The sequence below is a fragment of the Brevundimonas sp. genome, assembly GCF_031412435.1.
Classification (GTDB): domain Bacteria; phylum Pseudomonadota; class Alphaproteobacteria; order Caulobacterales; family Caulobacteraceae; genus Brevundimonas.
The window spans coordinates 1-16,421 of sequence record NZ_JANODA010000021.1; the positions used below are offsets into that span (position 1 = coordinate 1).

The following is a 16,421-nucleotide window of genomic DNA, read 5'->3' on the forward strand; positions in this document are numbered from 1 at the left end:
TGGGCGTTGTGGAGCTATGTCCAATCGGCCTTGCTCGTCAAACGCCTGCATGATGTCGGGTGGACCGGATTGTGGGCCATCGCCCCCGGCGGCGGCCTTTTCGCGGGCGGCCTGGCGCTCAGCTTCGCCAACAGCTCAGAGGGGACGACCTCGGCCCTGCGCATGGTGGTGTTCTCGATCCCCATGGCCTGCGCCATCGGCTTCATCCTGGGCTTCATGGCCTGGATCGGCACCAAGCCCGGCCTGACCTATGTCACCCGCTATGGCGAGCCGCCGGACGACCAGGACCTGTTCGACTAGTCTCTTCCGCGCTCCTCCATCAAATCCCAGGCGGCGTAGTCAAGGGCGTCCTCCGGGTCGGGCAGGGTTTCCTCGCTGATCGTCTGGCCGCGGATCGACACGCCAGCCGCGTGCACGCTTTGCGGATCGCCTGACACGAGCGGGTGCCAATCGGCCAAGCCGCGGCCCTCGTTGATCCGCCGGTAGGCGCAGCTCAGGGGCATCCAGGCCAGGGCGTCGATATTGTGCGGCGTCAGCTTGATGCAGTCGGGCACATGGCGCTTGCGGTTGGCGTAGTCGGTGCAGGTGCAGCGGTCGGGATCGAACAGCCGGCAGTGGACTCGGGTCGGGATCACCTCGCCGGAATCCTCGTCCTCGAAACGCACCAGGCAGCACAGGCCACAGCCGTCGCACAGACTTTCCCACTCACGCACGGTCATGTGCGTCAGCGCCTTCGTTTCCCAGAAAGGTCTCGAAGCCATGCTATGGGCGTCCTGCACCAAATGAGCCCGACCGGCCCAGAGTAACCGTGACCGACGCGAACGACCAACCGAACGGCCTGCGGCCAGGGCCTCAAGGCGAGGCTCGACCGGACGCGGAGACGCCGTTCCGCGCCGACCTGCCGCGTCAGCCACGGAAAGGCAAGGGCGGCAAGCCGACGCGCCGGCCTTGGGCCTGGGCGCTGCGGCTGCTGATCGCGCTGGGGGCGGCCCTTATCTTGGCCGCGGCGGGCGGCGCCTACTATCTGCAACAGGTCTTCCTGACAGACCTGCCGGCCCTGCCCGGCCGTGAACGGCTGTACGCGGTCAATCGGTCGCCAGCGATTAAGTTCTTCGACCGCACCGGGACCCTGATCGCGTCGCGCGGGCCGAAGTACGGCGACCGTGTGCGGGTCGCGGACCTGCCGGCGCATGTGCCCTACGCCTTCCTGGCCGCCGAGGACCGGCGATTCTATCGGCACGGCGCCGTGGACCCCTGGGCCATCGCCCGCGCCGCCTACGCCAACTATCGGGCCGGGGCGGTGGTCGAGGGCGGCTCGACGCTCGCCCAGCAGATCACGAAGAACATGTTCCTCACGCCGGACCAGACGCTGAAGCGCAAGATCCAGGAGGCGGTGCTCGCCTATCGGCTGGAGGCGATGCTGACGAAGGACGAGGTGCTGGAGCTCTACCTCAACCGCATCTACTTCGGGGCCAACACGTTCGGCCTGGATGGCGCGGCGCGAACCTACTTCGACAAGCCTGCCAGCCAGCTCACCCTCGCCGAGGCCGCCCTGCTGGCGGCCCTGCCCAAGGCGCCGTCACGCATGGCGCTGCATCGGAACATGGACAAGGCGCTCGTGCGCCAGCGCATGGTGCTGGGTCGGATGCGCGAGGAGGGCTGGATCAGCGACACCCAGCTCCAAACCGCCCTGGCCGAACGCCCGAAGATCGGCTCGCGGGCCATGTCGGACGGCGGCGACAATGGCTACGTCCTCGACTATGCGACCAACGAGGTCCTAGCGATGGTCGGGCCCAACTCCCCCGATCTCATGGTGCGCCTGACCATCGATCCGCGCCTGCAGACGACCGGCGCCAAGGCCCTGCGCCGGGTGGTGGCGGACCAAGGCCGCGGCGGCCCAAGCCAGGGGGCCCTGCTGGCCATCGACGACCGCGGCGCCATCCGCACCATGGTGGGCGGCGTCGACTACAGCCGCAGCGTCTTCAACCGCGCGGTCCAGGCTAGGCGCCAGCCGGGATCGTCCTTCAAGCCCTTCATCTACGCCGCGGCCCTGGAGCACGGGATCCTGCCCTCCGACACCCGCATCGACGGACCGGTGCGGTACGGCGACTGGCGACCGGGCAACTATGGCGGCGGCTATCGCGGCGCGGTCAGCGTGAGCACGGCCCTGGCGCTCTCCATCAACACCGTGGCGGTCAAGCTGGGCTACGAGGCCGGAACGGTGGCCATCGGCGAGCTGTCCAAGAGGTTTGGCCTGACGACCATCCCGGGCAATCCAAACCTTTCGGTCGCGCTGGGCGCCTATGAGGTTCCGCTGATCCAGATGGTCTCCGGCTATCAGGTGTTCCAGCAGGCCGGCAATCGCGTCACCCCCTATGTGATCGACGAGATCCAGACGGTCAGCGGCCAGCCGGTGTTCAGCCACAAGACCGCCTCCCCGGTCCCGGTCTACGACCTGCCGCGCGCCAGCATGATGGTGCGGATGATGATGAAGGTGATCACCTCGGGCACCGGGACGGGCGCAGCCATTGGACGACCCGCCGCCGGCAAGACCGGCACCAGCCAGAACTGGCGCGACGCCTGGTTCATCGGCTTCACCCCCGACATGACCGCCGGGGTCTGGGTCGGCAATGACGACGACCGGCCCATGAACCGGATCACGGGCGGCGAGGTCGCCGCTGAGGTCTGGCGGCGCTACATGCTGGTCGCCCATGAAACCCTGCCGGTCCGGGAGTTCGACTGGCTGCTGCCCGACCCCGTGGGGGGCGGGGACGAGGACATCCGCACCGGGCCGGTCACCTACCGCGACGACCCGCGCAACGACTTCTACGACGGCCTGGCCGACGAGTTCTCGCAGGCCGCCGAACCCGATCCGGAACCGTCGCTGGCGGATGAACCCGACGACCCTGAGCCCTATCCGCGCGATCCCGAGCCGTATCGCGACGAGCGCGCGCCGAACTGACGGGCTTGGTAAGCGGGCCGGTGGCGGCTATGTCCCTCCCCGCATGAAGCCCCCCATCCTCGCGCTCAAGGACGTTCGCCTCGCCGACGGGCCCAAGATGCTGTTCGACGGCGTCGATCTCGCGGTCGAGCCGCGGTCGCGCGCCTGCCTGGTCGGGCGCAACGGCGCGGGGAAGTCGACCCTGCTGCGGGTCCTGGCCGGCCAGACCCAGGCCGACGACGGCGAACGCTCCATACAGCCCGGAACCCGGGTGGCCTACGTGCCCCAGGAGCCGCAGATCGTCGGGGCCACCCTGCTGGACCACGCCATGGCCGGCGGCGCCGCGGCGCACGAGGCGCAGGCGGCGTTGGAGTTGTTCGGCGTTGATCCCGGCAAGTCGACCTCAGGCCTCTCGGGCGGCGAGATCCGCCGCGCGGCCCTGGCCCGCGCCATCGCCGAGACGCCGGACATCCTGCTGCTGGACGAGCCGACCAACCACCTGGACATCCTGGCCATCGAGACCCTGGAGACCGAGCTTTCCAGGTCGAAGGCGGCCCTGCTGATCGTCAGCCACGACCGCGCCTTCCTGGAACGCACCACCAATCGCTCGTTCTGGCTGGAGCACCGCAAGGTCCGCCGCCTGGACAAGGGGTTCAGCCACTTCGACGACTGGGTCGAACGCATCCTGGCCGCCGAAGCCGAGGAGGGTCGCCGGCTCGACAAGCAGTTGGAGCGCGAGGAGTACTGGCTGCAACGCGGGGTCACCGGCCGCCGCGCCCGTAACGAGGGCCGTCGCCGCGCCCTGATGGACCTGCGCCAGACCAAGGCCGAGCGCCTGAAGGAGGCGCGCGGGGCGTTGTCCATGAACATCGCCTCCTCCGGAACCTCGGGCCAGCGGGTGGCCGAGGTGAAGGGAATCGAGAAGACCTACGGCGACCGAACCCTTCTGAAGGGCTTTTCCACCCGCATCCTGCGCGGCGACCGGGTGGCCATCGTGGGCCCCAACGGCGCGGGCAAGACCACGCTCGTCAAGCTGCTGCTGGGCGAGATCACCCCCGACGCGGGCAGCGTGAATCTCGGCGCCAATCTGGACGTCGCCTATATCGACCAGGCCCGGGCCGACCTGAAGCCCGAGATGTTGCTGCGCGACGTGCTGACCCCATTGGGCGGCGACCAGGTGATGGTGCGCGGCCAGCCAAAGCACGTGGCCTCCTACGCGCGCGAATTCCTGTTCAGCGACGCCCAGCTTCGCCAGCCGGTGCGCAGCCTGTCAGGGGGCGAGCGCAACCGCCTGCTACTGGCCCGCGCGCTTGCCACCCCGGCCAATCTGTTGGTCCTCGACGAACCGACCAACGACCTCGACATGGACACGCTGGACCTGCTGGAGGACCTGCTGGCCGACTATGAGGGCACCCTGATCCTGGTCAGCCACGACCGCGACTTCATCGACCGCCTGGCGACGTCGACCATCGCCCTGGACGGCCGAGGCAAGGTGGTGGAGACCCCGGGCGGCTGGCAGGATTTCCTGTCTCAGAACCCGGGTTTCTTCCAGGCCGTCGGGGCCAAGGCCGCGCCGGCGGCGACCAAGCCGGCGCCCGTCCGGTCTGAGGCCGCCAAACCGACCAAGCTTTCCTACAAGGACCAACGGCGGCTGGAGGAGCTGGAGACCGCCGTCGCCGCCCTGCCCGGCAAAATCGCCAAGCTGGAGGCCGATCTGGCCGACCCTGCGCTCTACGCTCGCGATCCGGCCAGGTTCCAGGCGATCAACAAGACGCTGGAGGCCGCTCGCGCCGAACTCACCACGGCTGAAGAAGCCTGGATGGAGCTGGAAGAGCGTCGCGAGGCGCTGGAGGCCGGGCGCTAGCGAACGAAGCAGGCGCCGCCGGACTCAACGACGATTTCGCAGAATATCTTCGCGTTGGCGCGGGTCTCGAACCCCGTGACCAGCGCGCGGAAGATCGTCTTGCCGTCGACCTGCACGCTCTGGACGGTCGTGCTCAAGGGATCCGGCAGCGCGCCAAGCTTGCCCAGGGCTTCTTGCGCCTGACGCGCGCCACTGAAGGCGGCGATCTGCACGCTCGCGCCGCCTGCGCGTGGCGCCGTTCGGCTCACGGGGACCATCGGGACGGGCGTGGGCGTCGGCGCTTGGGCAGCCTTGGATACGGCGACAGGCCTGGATGGCGCGATCGCCGGTGGCGGGACAGCCTCCTCAGGTGGCAAGGCCAGGCGAGGACGCCGCGCGGTCAGGGCCGTGGAGATGGCCTCGGAGTCGGCGGCAGGCGACGCCGGCTCCGGTTCGCGAGCGGGCGGCGGCGGCGGCGTGGCCTGCCCGATCAAGGCGGGCGTGACGGAGGGTTTCGGCGGCGACGGGGCGGGCCGCTCGCGGGGTTCTGGCGGCGCGACGGCAACAGTAGGCGCGTCGCTGCAGATCGAAGCGATCACGTCGGACAGGAAGGCGCTGGGCGAGGGCTGAATCCAGCCTCCCGGGACCTGGCGCAAGATAGGCTCGCCCTTGCCGTTGGGCTCCGGGTAGATCGTCATCCGCACGACCATGTCGCGGCGGCGGCCGCAGTCCACATTTACCGTCGAGCGCATGGAGCGATAGCCAAGATTTCGCGCCGCCTCGGCGCTGACCGCCTCGCCGTGGAGCTGAACGCCCTCGAACAGGACGCCGCCCTTGGTGGTCCCTCGGCTGCGGATGGCGACCACGAGGTCGCGCTTGATCGACACCACCTGGGAGCGAGGCAGGCCGCTGGCCACCACAGCGCGGCGCTCGGCCGGGCTTAGCGAACCATCGAAATCCTGGGCGGCGGACGCACCCGCCAGAACAAGGGCGACCGCCAGCCCAGCGCCCAGACCCTGAATACTCATCCCTGCCCCCGCGAACCGCCGCGGACCCTTCAACGCGCGATCTTAGCCGTGTCATCCGGTCGTCGCACAGATCGCCCTCGCGCTCCAGACCGCCCGCGCGGAATGCGCCCCTACGGCCACGCGACTGAGGCGCACAGCAATCCTGTGAGTGATTTTAGCATCTGAAAACTAATGAAAATTCGCCGAAATCCACGACCTGTTCACAGGTCGTCCACCGGACGGCGAGGTCTCGCCCACATGGCGGCGAACTCGGGCGCTTGCCTCATATCGGGCGTGGTGGGACGGTCAAGGGGCTGAGAGGGACCGCGGCGCGGAGGGATCGGGAAACCGAACCGTGGAGCGAGTGGAAGGTTCTCGGAGGACTGGGACCGGGGCGACCTGGAGACTGGCTCTCTTGAGGACAACGGTTGTGACGGAAACCTGCGGGGAAGCCCGTATTCGAAGTCACCGACCGACCTTGAAAGCGCAGATCCTTCACCGGATCTGGATTAGAGGGCGACGCACCGGGCGACCGTGGCGCCGCCCTCTTGCTATGCGCCACTGCGACAAACTGACGTTTCGCCTGCATCCTTAAGGCTTTGGTCGCCACCCCGCGCGAAAATCGCCGGATGACGCAGGGGACTGCCATAGGCGCGCGATCCGAAAGGTCGCGCTATCTGACGCTGAGCGTGGGCCTCATCGCGGCCTTCGTGGTGAGCGTCGTATTCGGTCTCAACCTGACCCGCGCCTCGGCCGGGGTGGCGACGATCTGGTTGGGCAGCGGCATCCTCGCCGCGGCCCTCCTATTGCTGCCGAGGCGTTGGGCGCTTGGCGTCACCGCCGTCTGCTTCAGCTTCCAAGCCGCGTTCAATCTGCGGTTCAATCCGCCGTTGATAAGCCTGGCTTTCTCCTTGCTGTGCTTGGGCGAGTCCGTCGCCATCGCCTGGCTCGCGCGCAAGACCTGCGGCCAGACCATGCGCCTGACCAGCCTCAAGCGCGTCAGCCGGCTCATCGTCTTCGCTGTCGCCCCGGCCACCGCCGCCAGCGCGGTTCTGGCCGCCGACGTGCTCACTCTCTTCGGCCGCAGCTTCAACGACGTGCTGGGCGCCTGGTTTTACTCCCACGGATTGGGCGTGGCGATCGTGCTGCCCGTGGCCCTCATGGTGGCCCGACGTGACCTCAGCGCGGACTTCCGGCGCGGGACCTTGGAGCAGGTCGGCCTTTATGGCCTGATCGCCGCCGCCAGCGTCTTCTGCTTCCTGCCCGTTCGCTTTCCCATGGCCCTAACGGTGTTTCCGATCGTGACGCTCATCGCCGTGAGATTGGGACCGCGCGGAGCGGCCATTTCGGCGCTGATCCTGGCCGCCATCTCCGCCGGCCTGATGCTGAACGACTTCCGCCCAGCCACCGGGGCGACATGGACCCTGCTGGAGAAGACCCGCAGCCTGCAATTCCTGATCGCTGTCTCCTTCTTCACCAGCCTCGCCATGGCGCTGGCGATCGCCGACCAGAAGCGGCTCAAACGGCTCTGGGCCGGCCGCACCCGCGTGGCGCGCGCCGCCCAGGCCCGCGCGATCGCCGCGGGTCAGGCCAAGGCGGAGTTTCTCGCCACCATGAGCCACGAAGTCCGCACCCCGATGAACTCGATCATCGGCTTCACCGAGGTTCTGTTGCGCCGCGACGACCTGCCCGAGGCCGCTCGCCGCCAGCTCGGCCTGATCGATCGCGCCGGCGCTTCGCTGCTGGCCGTGGTCAACGACGTGCTCGATTTCTCTAAGATGGAGGCTGGCGAGGTCGCGCTGGTCCGCCGCGCCGTCGCACCTCGCGTCATCGCGCAGGACGCGCTGGCCATCGTCGCCGAGGCCGCGCGCCGCAAGGGTCTGGACCTGCAGCTCGGCTTCATCGGTCCGGTGGAGCGGCCGTTGATGATCGACGACCTGCGCGTGCGCCAGGTGCTGTTGAACCTGCTCTCCAACGCCATCAAGTTCACAGAGACAGGTCGCGTGCGCCTGGACGTCCAGGTCCACGAGGACGATGTCGCCCGCGCCCTGCGTTTCACCATCACCGACAGCGGCGTGGGCGTGCCGTCCGACAAGGTCGAGCGGCTGTTCAGGCGCTTCAGCCAGGTGGACTCATCCGTCAGCCGGGCGCACGGCGGCACCGGCCTGGGCCTGGCCATCTGCAAGGGACTGACCGAACTGATGGGCGGCCAGATCGGCGTCGAGAGCGGCGTGGGCGCGGGCTCGGTGTTCTGGTTTGAGATCCCCGCCGCGCCAGCCGAGGCGGCGAGCCCCGCGGCGGCGCCCGCCCCTGCGACCGCACAGGGGCTCGGCGCGCGCATCCTGCTGGTCGACGATCACCCGATGAACCGCGAGCTCGGCGCCACCGTCCTGGGCTTGCTGGGCTGCGAGGTCGTGCTCGCCGAGAATGGCGAGGAGGCCGTCGAGGCCGCCCGCGTCGGCGACTGCGACCTGATTCTCATGGACGTGCACATGCCGCGCATGGACGGGTTGGAAGCCACCCGGCAGATCCGAGCGCTAGGCGGCGAAAGCGCCGACATCCCGATCATCGCCATGAGCGCCGACGTTATGCCGGAAATGGAGGCTGCCTGCCTCAAGGCCGGGATGAACGACGCGGTCGGCAAGCCCATCCAGATCCAGGTGCTGCACGCGGCCCTGGTCAAATGGTTGGAGCGACCGCAGGCCAATACCGAAGCCGAGGCCGCCGCCTAGAATTCCGAATTCCCGGGCCCCGGGCCTTGGAAGCGCGCCCGCCGCCGACTAGGCTCGCGCCCGTTCCAGCCGGGGGATTTCCATGAGGCTCTTGCGTTTCGCCGCCGTCGCGCTCGCCGCGCTGGTTTGCGCCTGCTCTCCGGCCAAGCAGGAGGCCGTCGCGCCGAGCGGCGCCACCACCATCCGCTTCGCCACCGACTGGCGGGCCCAGGCCGAACACGGCGGCTTCTACCAGGCCCTCGCCTCCGGCGCCTACGAACGGCGCGGCCTCAACGTCCAGATCATCCAGGGCGGCCCCGGCGTCAACGTGCCTCAGTTGCTGGCCTCCGGCGCCGTCGAACTCGGAATGGGGTCTAACAGCTTCATCCCTCTCAACCTCGTCGCCGAAGGCGCCCCGGTGAAAGCCGTTGCCGCCTTCTTCCAGAAGGACCCCCAGGTTCTCATCGCCCACCCTGACCCGTCCCTTACCGGGATCGCCGACCTGGCGGATCGCCCGTTCCTCCTGGCAGACGCCTCCATCACCGCCTTCTGGGTCTGGCTGAAGGCGAAGTACGGCTTCACCGACGATCAGGTCCGCAAATACAACTTCAATCCGGCTCCCTTCCTGGCCGATGACCGTGCGGTTCAGCAGGGCTATCTGACGTCCGAGCCCTACACGATCGAGAAGGTGGCGGGCTTCGAACCCCGGGTCTTCCTGCTCGCCGATGAGGGCTACCCCTCCTACGCCACCATGGTGCTGTCGCCGGACGGTTTCGCCCGCGACAACGCGGCGGCCTTGCGAAGCTTCATCGCCGCCTCGGCCGAGGGGTGGCGCGACTATATTCGGGGCGATCCGGCCGCCGCCGACGCCCTGATCAGAAAGGCCAATCCGGAGATGACCCAGGACATCCTGGACCAGGCCCGCACCAAGCTCAGCGAGAACGGCATCGTCGATTCCGGAGACGCAGCCCTCTACGGCCTCGGTGCGATGACCGCCGAGCGGTGGCAGGCCTTCTTCGACGTGACCTCACAGGCGGGCGTCTATCCTGCTGACCTGCGCTGGCGCACCGCCTTCACAGACGACTTCCTGCCCGGCCGTGGCTGACGAAGGCAGGGCGCCGGTCGCCGGCCTTTCGAACGTCATGATCGACTATCCCGGCCGTGCCCCGCTGGGTCCGCTGGACCTGTCAGTCGGTCCGCGCGAGATCATCGCCGTCGTCGGCGCTTCCGGAGCTGGAAAGTCTACGGCGCTTCGCCTCCTCGCAGGGCTTGAACGCCCCGCATCGGGAGCGGTGGTCCGCCCCGTCGAGCCTGGCCGCACAGGCTTCGTCTTCCAGAGCCCGACCCTGATGCCCTGGGCCGACGCCCGCACCAACGTCGCCCTGCCGCTGGAGCTGTCCGGACTCTCCGCCGCCGAAGCCCGCCGCCGCGCCGACGCCAGCCTCGCCGCCGTAGGCCTCGGCGACCGCCCCTCCGCTCGGCCGCACCAGCTGTCCGGCGGTATGGCCATGCGCGTCTCCCTCGCACGCGCCCTGTCGGTCGAGCCCGATCTCCTGCTGCTGGACGAACCTTTCGCCGCACTGGACTCCATCACCCGGCGCGGCCTGATCGAGGACCTTCACCGTCTCTGGGCGGCCCGGTCGGTGGCTATGGTCTTCGTCACCCACGACGTGGAGGAGGCTGCCTATCTCGCAGGTCGGGTCGTCGTCCTGTCCGCCGTCGACGGCCGGGCGGTGACCGACATCCCCATGCCCGGCCCCCTGCCCCGCCCCGAGGGCTGGCGCCGCGACGCCGCCTATCGTGAGGCCGTCGAGGCCGTCGCTGACGCCCTCGGCAGCTCGATGGATCGGACGCCGTGAGACGCCTCCTCGACGCCCTTCCCGCATTGACCCTGACCGCCGTCCTGCTGGCCATCTGGGAAACTGCCTGCCGCCTGCTCGATGTCCCTGTCTATTTCCTGCCCCCGCCGAGCGACGTCGCCCTCGCCCTGATCGATAACGGCGCGGTCCTCGCGGGCTCGGCCCTGCAAACCTTCTGGATGGCGCTGAAGGCCCTGATTGTGGCGGCCCTGATCGGCGGCGGTCTGGCGATCAGCGTCTCGCTCAGCCGCCCGGCGGAGCGCGCCGTAGCTCCGCTGGCGGTAACGCTTCAGGTCACGCCCGTCGTCGCCATCGCGCCCCTGGTTCTCATCTGGTTCGGCCTTGACCATGCCGATCGCGCGGTCACGGCGCTCGCCGCGGCCATCGCCTTCTTTCCGATCTTTTCCGGCGTCCTGACCGGGCTGAAGTCCGCCGATCCGGATCTGGAGCGGCTGTTCGACCTGCATGCCGCCTCGCCGCTCCAGCGACTGTGGCGGCTCCGCCTGCCCTCCGCCCTGCCCTTCGCCCTCGAAGGCCTGCGCGTCGCGGCGGGGCAGGCTGTGGTCGGCGCGGTGGTGGCCGAGTTCGTTTCCGGCTCAGGCGCCTCACAGGGCCTCGCCTGGCGTCTGCTCGAGGCGGGCAATCGACTACGCACCGCCGAACTCCTGGCGGCCCTCGTCTGCCTGGCCATCCTCGGCCTGTTGCTCAACGGCGCGACCCGACTGATCGAGCGCCGCCTGCTGCGCGATCGGGCCTGAAGTCTTTACGGCTGTTAGCGCGGGGTTAAGCCGAGGCCGCCTAGGCTTCCGGTACGTTCCTCTCGAACGGGAGCCTCGCCTTTGCCGCACCGCGCCCCTCGCATCCTGACCCTGCTTCTGGCGACGGCCGGCGCGTGCCTCGCGGCCTCTGGCGCCCAGGCCCAGGTCCAGGCACAGGCCCAGGCCGCCCCCGCCGCAGGACGCTATCTGACCTGGGCCAACCGCCCGGCCGGTACGACCCCGGCTGATGTCGCAGCCGTCCAGGCCCAAGCCCGCACCGCCATGATCCCGCGCCGGGTCGCGCCGTCCCAGGCGCCGTATCGCCCCATGTTGCAGCCGACCTCGATGCCGCTTCCGGCCTCCCGCGGCCTGACCCCCGCCAGCGCCTGGCTGGGCCCTCGCGTCGTCCCCGCCTATGCGCCGGGCTCCCCGGATCCGATGGTCTACGCCACGACCGAGATAGCCCCGCCCGCCCCGGTCTATTCGCCTCCGTCGGCGCCCGTCGAGCGCGCCGCCGTCGACCCCATGGCTCCCCGCCGTGATGCCCCGGTCTTCAACATGCAGCGTCAAGCTGCCGCCTCGACAGCTCAGGCTTCAGCGCCGCAGCAAGCGCCGCAATCGGTCGCCGCCGACCCGAATGATCCCATGGCTCCGCGCCGCGACGCCCGCATTTTCCAGATGCAGCAGGGCCCGCCCCAGGGCCAGGAACAGGCCGCTCTCCCCGCACCGACCCCGCAGGCTCCATCCACCGAGGCCTCGGTTCAGGCGGGTCAATCGGGCGCCCGCTACTATTCGGTGCACCGCGACGCGGGGCATCGCCCGGATCCCACCGCCCTGCCCGAACCCGTCTATTTCGACAGCGTCACGCTGGACCTCGCCGAGCCTCCGGAGAACGAGCCACAAATGCGCGACGCCCAGGGCCGCCGCCGCGTGGTCCCCAATGCCGATCCGAGCCTGCCATGACCGACGCCGCCTTCGTCCCGGCCGAAACCGGATCGCGCCTGCCCGATCTGATCGTCCTGGCCCAGGAAACCTCCAGCGAGAAACGCCGCGCCCTGCTTCGTGAGCTGACCGAGCACTTCTTCGGCGCCGGCCAGCGCAGCGCGGCTGAGGACGCCCTCTACGATTCCGTCCTCAGCGACCTGACCTCCGAGATGGAAACGGCCGTCCGCGCCGAGCTGTCGGCCCGGTTCGCCCTGTCGCCGGACGCCCCGCGCGGCCTGATCCGCCGGCTGGCCAATGACGAGGTCGCGGTCGCCGACGCTGTCCTGCGCGCTTCCACGGTGCTGACCGACGATGACCTGCTCGGCGTCGTCCGCTCCAGGGGCCAGGAACACCTGCGCGCCGTCTCCGAACGCGCGAGCGTGTCCGAGGCGGTCTCCGACGTCATCGTCGAACGTGGCGACGACGAGACCCTCGGGACCCTGCTCCGCAATGACGGAGCCCGCCTGTCACGCGCCGCGACGGAAACGGCCGTCGAACGCGCCAAGGTCAATCCGGCGCTTCACGAAGCGACGGTCCAGCGCAAGGGCCTGCCCGCCGACCTGCTGAACGACATGTATTTCGTCGTCGAGGCGCGGCTGCGGCAGCAGATCCTCGAACAGAACGCCGCTATGGACCCCGCCCTGCTGGAAAGCGCTCTCGCCGCCGGTCGTGCGCGCGTCGCGACCGGGGACGGCGCCCTGCCCGCCGACTACTCCGAATGCCTCGCCTATGTGGAAGAGCTCAAGGCGGCCAACCAACTCAGCCCGACCATGCTGGCGCGCTTCCTTCGTTCGGGCAGCCGGACCTCGTTCCTGATCGCCCTGGCCCAGTTGGCCGACGTGGACTTCCACACAGCCAGCCAGATCGTGGAAAAGAAGGAACTCGACGCCCTGGCCGTCGTCTGCAAGTCGGCCGACCTGGATCGATCCCTGTTCCTGACCTTCGCCGTGGTCATCATCGGCGGCGAGGACAATGCGATGGGCAAGGCCCACAGCTACGCCAAGCTCTATGCCGAACTTCAGCGCGAGGCTGCCCTGCGTACCCTGCGTTTCTGGCGCATGCGCCGCGGAACGGCGGCCGCAGCCTGATACAGAAACGCCCGCCTCCTTGCGGAAGCGGGCGTCTGATCTTGGTTAAATCCGAAGACTACTTCTTGGCGCGGGGAGCGCGGGCCGGTTTGCGACCGCCCTGGCCGAGGCCCATCTGCTTGGCCAGGTCCGAACGGGCCTTGGCGTAGTTCGGGGCGACCATCGGGTAGTCCTTGGCCAGGCCCCATTTGGCGCGGTATTCTTCGGGGCTCATGTCGTACTTGGTGCGCAGGTGGCGCTTCAACGACTTGAACTTGCGGCCGTCCTCCAGGCAGATCAGGAAATCCGGGCTGATCGACTTGCGGATCGGCACGGCCGGTTCCTTGACCTCGGGTTCGACCTCGACAACGCCGGTCGAAACCTGGGACAGGGCCGCGTGGATATTGGAGATCAACGACGGCAGGTCGTTGGCCGACACGCTGTTGTTGCCGACGTAGGCCGACACGATGTCCGCCGTCATTTCCAGAAGTTCGGACCGTTCGTCCAGTCTTGCAGCGTCCACGAGCGTTTCCTTGCCTAATCTTGCCGGACAATGGCGATTGTGGTTTTGTGAAATACGGATGTTCGGCGCCGAAAGCAATGCGTGTCTGAACTCAATGCACCAGAAGCGCGTCGAGCAACCCGGCAGGACTGTATTCAGTCCGGACGCATGGGGTTCAGCGGCCGAAGTTTTCCGCCAGGGCCATCATCGCCGCACGTTCGGGCGTCGAATATTCATCCAGGGCCAGGTCGTCACCGTCGCGAATCGCCCTGAGCAGGTCGGGGGACAGGGCCGAAGACAGAGACCAGTTCCAGTAACGCAACACCGTCTGGGCTCGATCGACGGCCAACATCTCATAGGTCACCTGAACGCGGTCCCAGTCGGGATGCACGCGACCATCCGGCAAAGTCTCCGGTCGACGGACTGACCGCCACAAGTTCTGCAGATCGATGCGGGACATGCCGGTCGCCTTGCACAGAATGGCCAGTGGTTCACCGCCGACATCGCCCATGATCTTGGCGCCGGTCAGCGGCTTGACGCCGGCGAGATAGGCTATCTCGGCCGCGACCTCGCGGTTCAGACCGTCGCGAGCCGCAACGGTGACGGCGTGTTCCAGGCTGTCGTAGGGACTCTTGTCGATGGCCGCCCGGTTCCTCTGGCGGCGCTCAATGAACTGCAGCGCCTTTCTGGATACCGGGTCCTGCCAACCCTCTTCGGCAGCCATGGCGAAGACGTCCTCGACGACCTCCTGCATGACCTCTCTGGAGACGGCGAAGCGCTGGAGGATAGTCTTGCGATCCTCGGCCGGGGCCCACCAGAACATCACATAGGCGCCCGACGGACGAAGCTCGGGTCGCCGCAACAGATGGCCGCATAGCACCGGCATCTGCCGGCTCAGCCCTACGATCGCCTCGACCCCGGTCTGGGACAGGCGGGCGGTGGTGTTACGCAACAGGCATTCAAGCACGCCCTGCTCGCCAAAGCCGATCAGGGTCTCCGTCACAACCTCGGCCAGACCGCGACGGCCGGCCATCAGGAAGCGGTGCTCAGGCCCCGTATCGCGGGCGCAGGCGACCAGATCCGCGTCTGTAAGAGAGGCGCATTGCTCCAGCAGAAGGCCGGCGATGGAGGGCTCGTCCCTCAGCAGCATCCGCGCCAGGCTGTTGGGCAGCTCGGCCAGCGGCGCCAGCCGCGCCGCGACCCGCTGACGTTCGCGCGGGGCCGCCAGCCGCAACATCTCGACAAGCAGGTCTCCGGTTACCGCACGTTCGAAGGCGTTTACCCGACTCCCCGGCAGCGACACGACGTCGGCCAGCCGCTTCAGCAGCGCATGCCGCGCCCTGAATGCGGGTTTCGGGGCCTCTTGGTCTGGAACGGGCGCCGGCTCGGACATGATGCCGCTAGCGTAACGGTGGACGGGTTAACCGCCGATGACGCTCAGGCCGCTTCCCAGGCGTGACTTGGCCCGCCCTGTCCGGCCCGCCCCGAGGAGCGGACAGAACGGCGCCGCTGTCAACGGCCGGGGAATTAAAGCCCCTCGAACAGCGCGGTCGACAGATAGCGTTCGGCGAAGCTGGGAATGATGACGACGATCGTCTTGCCCGCGTTCTCGTCCAGTCCGGCGAGGCGGAACGCGGCGGTCAGGGCAGCGCCCGAGGAAATGCCGACGGGGATGCCCTCTATACGGGCGACCTTGCGCGCCATCTCGAAACTGTTCTCGTTGGAGACCTGTTCGACACCATCGATGACCGAGCGGTCGACGATCGTGGGGATGAAGCCCGCGCCGATGCCCTGGATCTTGTGCGGGCCGGGCTCGCCCCCCGACAGGACCGGCGAGGCGGTCGGCTCGACCGCAATCATGCGCACCGACGGCTTCCTTTCCTTCAGCGCCTGGCCGACGCCGGTGATGGTGCCCCCGGTGCCGACACCGGCGACGACGATATCGACGGCGCCCGCCGTATCGTTCCAGATCTCTTCCGCCGTCGTGGACTTGTGAATTTCCGGGTTGGCCGGGTTGTCGAACTGCGACGGACTGACCGCGCCGGGGGTGCGTTCCAGCAGTTCGGTCGCCATGGCGATGGCGCCCTTCATCCCCTTCTCGGCGGGCGTCAGGACCAGTTCGGCGCCCAGAAGGGCCAACATCTTCCGCCGCTCTATAGACATCGATTCCGGCATGACCAGGATCAGCCGGTAACCCTTGGCGGCGGCCACGAAGGCCAGGGCGATGCCGGTGTTGCCGGATGTCGGTTCAATGAGCACACTGCCCGCCGAGATCCTGCCCGCCGCCTCCAGGGCCTCGATCATCGCCACCCCGATCCGGTCTTTCACCGACGAGATCGGGTTGAAGAACTCCAGCTTGGCCAGCACCCGGGCCTTGGGCGCGTATTCGGCCGACAGGCGCGGCAGACCGACCAGCGGCGTATCGCCGATGGTGTCGATGATCGAGTCATAGACCTTGCCGCGGCCCTGGGTGGTGCGCTTCGAGGCTGCGTAGTCGGACATCGGGGCTTCTCCGGCTGGAAAAATGCACCGTCGAAATCACAGTGCAGATCGTGCGCATCATGTGGTTCGACGGGACGCGACCGAGACCGCGCAACTCGTGACATAGGCCGTCGTCCATTGCGCACAAGCCAGATTATCTGATCCGCACCACGCGAAATGCTCCAACGGCTCCACCACGTGGCCGCCTGTGCGAGTGCCGACCGAGTCTCCGATCCCGGCCAACCTGCGACGACGGCTTCAGCTTCGC

At 68.4% G+C, this 16,421-nt stretch carries 13 protein-coding genes and 2 pseudogenes; 10 read left to right on the forward strand and 5 right to left on the reverse strand.

Annotated elements, in window-relative coordinates; all coding sequences use genetic code 11:
* A pseudogene (locus RMO01_RS03735) lies at positions 1 to 300 on the forward strand (hypothetical protein); the annotation flags it as partial.
* On the opposite strand, the gene RMO01_RS03740 reads toward RMO01_RS03735, so the two are convergent.
* Positions 297 to 761, reverse strand: coding sequence for a YcgN family cysteine cluster protein (locus RMO01_RS03740; protein ID WP_309627707.1), 465 nt, complete (start codon positions 759 to 761; stop codon positions 297 to 299). The pseudogene RMO01_RS03735 and the gene RMO01_RS03740 sit on opposite strands and share 4 nt — an antisense overlap.
* A 26-nt stretch (positions 762 to 787) precedes the next feature.
* On the opposite strand from RMO01_RS03740, the pseudogene RMO01_RS03745 reads away from it, so the two are divergent.
* The 3 genes and pseudogenes from RMO01_RS03745 to RMO01_RS03755 form a co-directional block, all read left to right on the forward strand.
* A pseudogene (locus tag RMO01_RS03745) lies at positions 788 to 1,108 on the forward strand (hypothetical protein); the annotation flags it as partial.
* A 24-nt stretch (positions 1,109 to 1,132) separates the two neighbouring features.
* Positions 1,133 to 2,962, forward strand: coding sequence for a PBP1A family penicillin-binding protein (locus RMO01_RS03750; RefSeq protein WP_309627768.1), 1,830 nt, complete (start codon positions 1,133 to 1,135; stop codon positions 2,960 to 2,962).
* A gap of 43 nt (positions 2,963 to 3,005) precedes the next feature.
* Positions 3,006 to 4,805, forward strand: a complete 1,800-nt coding sequence (locus RMO01_RS03755; protein ID WP_309627708.1) for an ATP-binding cassette domain-containing protein — start codon at positions 3,006 to 3,008, stop codon at positions 4,803 to 4,805.
* Here the strand turns inward: RMO01_RS03755 and RMO01_RS03760 are convergent.
* The gene (locus RMO01_RS03760; protein ID WP_309627709.1) at positions 4,802 to 5,812 is read right to left on the reverse strand and encodes an SPOR domain-containing protein; all 1,011 of its coding nucleotides are present in this window, start codon (positions 5,810 to 5,812) and stop codon (positions 4,802 to 4,804) included. The two genes, RMO01_RS03755 and RMO01_RS03760, sit on opposite strands and share 4 nt — an antisense overlap.
* Before the next feature lie 608 nt (positions 5,813 to 6,420).
* Here RMO01_RS03760 and RMO01_RS03765 point away from each other — a divergent pair.
* The 6 genes from RMO01_RS03765 (at position 6,421) to RMO01_RS03790 (ending at position 13,191) form a co-directional block, all read left to right on the forward strand.
* Entirely contained in the window at positions 6,421 to 8,523 is a 2,103-nt protein-coding gene (locus RMO01_RS03765; RefSeq protein ID WP_309627710.1) for an ATP-binding protein, read from the forward strand.
* 82 nt (positions 8,524 to 8,605) lie between these two features.
* Positions 8,606 to 9,607: an ABC transporter substrate-binding protein gene (locus RMO01_RS03770; RefSeq protein WP_309627711.1), complete on the forward strand. Its 1,002-nt coding sequence runs from the start codon at positions 8,606 to 8,608 to the stop codon at positions 9,605 to 9,607.
* Positions 9,608 to 9,644: 37 nt separating this feature from the next.
* A complete protein-coding gene (locus RMO01_RS03775) occupies positions 9,645 to 10,361 on the forward strand; it encodes an ABC transporter ATP-binding protein (protein WP_309627769.1) in 717 nt (238 codons plus the stop codon).
* On the forward strand, positions 10,358 to 11,119 hold the full coding sequence (locus tag RMO01_RS03780) for an ABC transporter permease (protein WP_309627712.1): 762 nt from the start codon (positions 10,358 to 10,360) through the stop codon (positions 11,117 to 11,119). The genes RMO01_RS03775 and RMO01_RS03780 overlap by 4 nt, the downstream gene beginning before the upstream one ends.
* Positions 11,120 to 11,200: 81 nt before the next feature.
* Positions 11,201 to 12,082 carry a hypothetical protein gene (locus tag RMO01_RS03785; protein WP_309627713.1) on the forward strand — a complete coding sequence of 294 codons (882 nt, stop codon included), beginning with the start codon at positions 11,201 to 11,203 and terminating at the stop codon, positions 12,080 to 12,082.
* Complete coding sequence (locus RMO01_RS03790) at positions 12,079 to 13,191, forward strand: DUF2336 domain-containing protein (protein WP_309627714.1); 1,113 nt, start codon at positions 12,079 to 12,081, stop codon at positions 13,189 to 13,191. The genes RMO01_RS03785 and RMO01_RS03790 overlap by 4 nt, the downstream gene beginning before the upstream one ends.
* Positions 13,192 to 13,249: 58 nt before the next feature.
* Here RMO01_RS03790 and RMO01_RS03795 read toward each other — a convergent pair whose 3' ends face one another.
* The 3 genes from RMO01_RS03795 to cysK all read right to left on the reverse strand — a co-directional run bounded on the left by RMO01_RS03795 (position 13,250) and on the right by cysK (position 16,174).
* Positions 13,250 to 13,651: a MucR family transcriptional regulator gene (locus RMO01_RS03795; protein ID WP_409013041.1), complete on the reverse strand. Its 402-nt coding sequence runs from the start codon at positions 13,649 to 13,651 to the stop codon at positions 13,250 to 13,252.
* A gap of 196 nt (positions 13,652 to 13,847) precedes the next feature.
* Complete coding sequence (locus RMO01_RS03800; RefSeq protein ID WP_309627715.1) at positions 13,848 to 15,065, reverse strand: DUF2336 domain-containing protein; 1,218 nt, start codon at positions 15,063 to 15,065, stop codon at positions 13,848 to 13,850.
* A gap of 134 nt (positions 15,066 to 15,199) precedes the next feature.
* Positions 15,200 to 16,174: a cysteine synthase A gene (cysK, locus tag RMO01_RS03805; protein ID WP_309627716.1), complete on the reverse strand. Its 975-nt coding sequence runs from the start codon at positions 16,172 to 16,174 to the stop codon at positions 15,200 to 15,202.
* Between the last annotated feature and the right edge of the window lie 247 nt (positions 16,175 to 16,421).

Excerpts from the sequence above, each read along its gene's own strand:
- RMO01_RS03740 (WP_309627707.1), bottom strand. The coding sequence starts at position 761 with ATGGCTTCGAGACCTTTCTGGGAAACGAAGGCGCTGACGCACATGACC.
- RMO01_RS03765 (WP_309627710.1), top strand. The coding sequence starts at position 6,421 with ATGACGCAGGGGACTGCCATAGGCGCGCGATCCGAAAGGTCGCGCTAT.
- RMO01_RS03790 (WP_309627714.1), top strand. The coding sequence starts at position 12,079 with ATGACCGACGCCGCCTTCGTCCCGGCCGAAACCGGATCGCGCCTGCCC.
- RMO01_RS03800 (WP_309627715.1), bottom strand. The coding sequence starts at position 15,065 with ATGTCCGAGCCGGCGCCCGTTCCAGACCAAGAGGCCCCGAAACCCGCA.
- RMO01_RS03770 (WP_309627711.1), top strand. The coding sequence starts at position 8,606 with ATGAGGCTCTTGCGTTTCGCCGCCGTCGCGCTCGCCGCGCTGGTTTGC.
- RMO01_RS03775 (WP_309627769.1), top strand. The coding sequence starts at position 9,645 with ATGATCGACTATCCCGGCCGTGCCCCGCTGGGTCCGCTGGACCTGTCA.
- RMO01_RS03760 (WP_309627709.1), bottom strand. The coding sequence starts at position 5,812 with ATGAGTATTCAGGGTCTGGGCGCTGGGCTGGCGGTCGCCCTTGTTCTG.
- RMO01_RS03755 (WP_309627708.1), top strand. The coding sequence starts at position 3,006 with ATGAAGCCCCCCATCCTCGCGCTCAAGGACGTTCGCCTCGCCGACGGG.
- cysK (WP_309627716.1), bottom strand. The coding sequence starts at position 16,174 with ATGTCCGACTACGCAGCCTCGAAGCGCACCACCCAGGGCCGCGGCAAG.
- RMO01_RS03795 (WP_409013041.1), bottom strand. The coding sequence starts at position 13,651 with ATGACGGCGGACATCGTGTCGGCCTACGTCGGCAACAACAGCGTGTCG.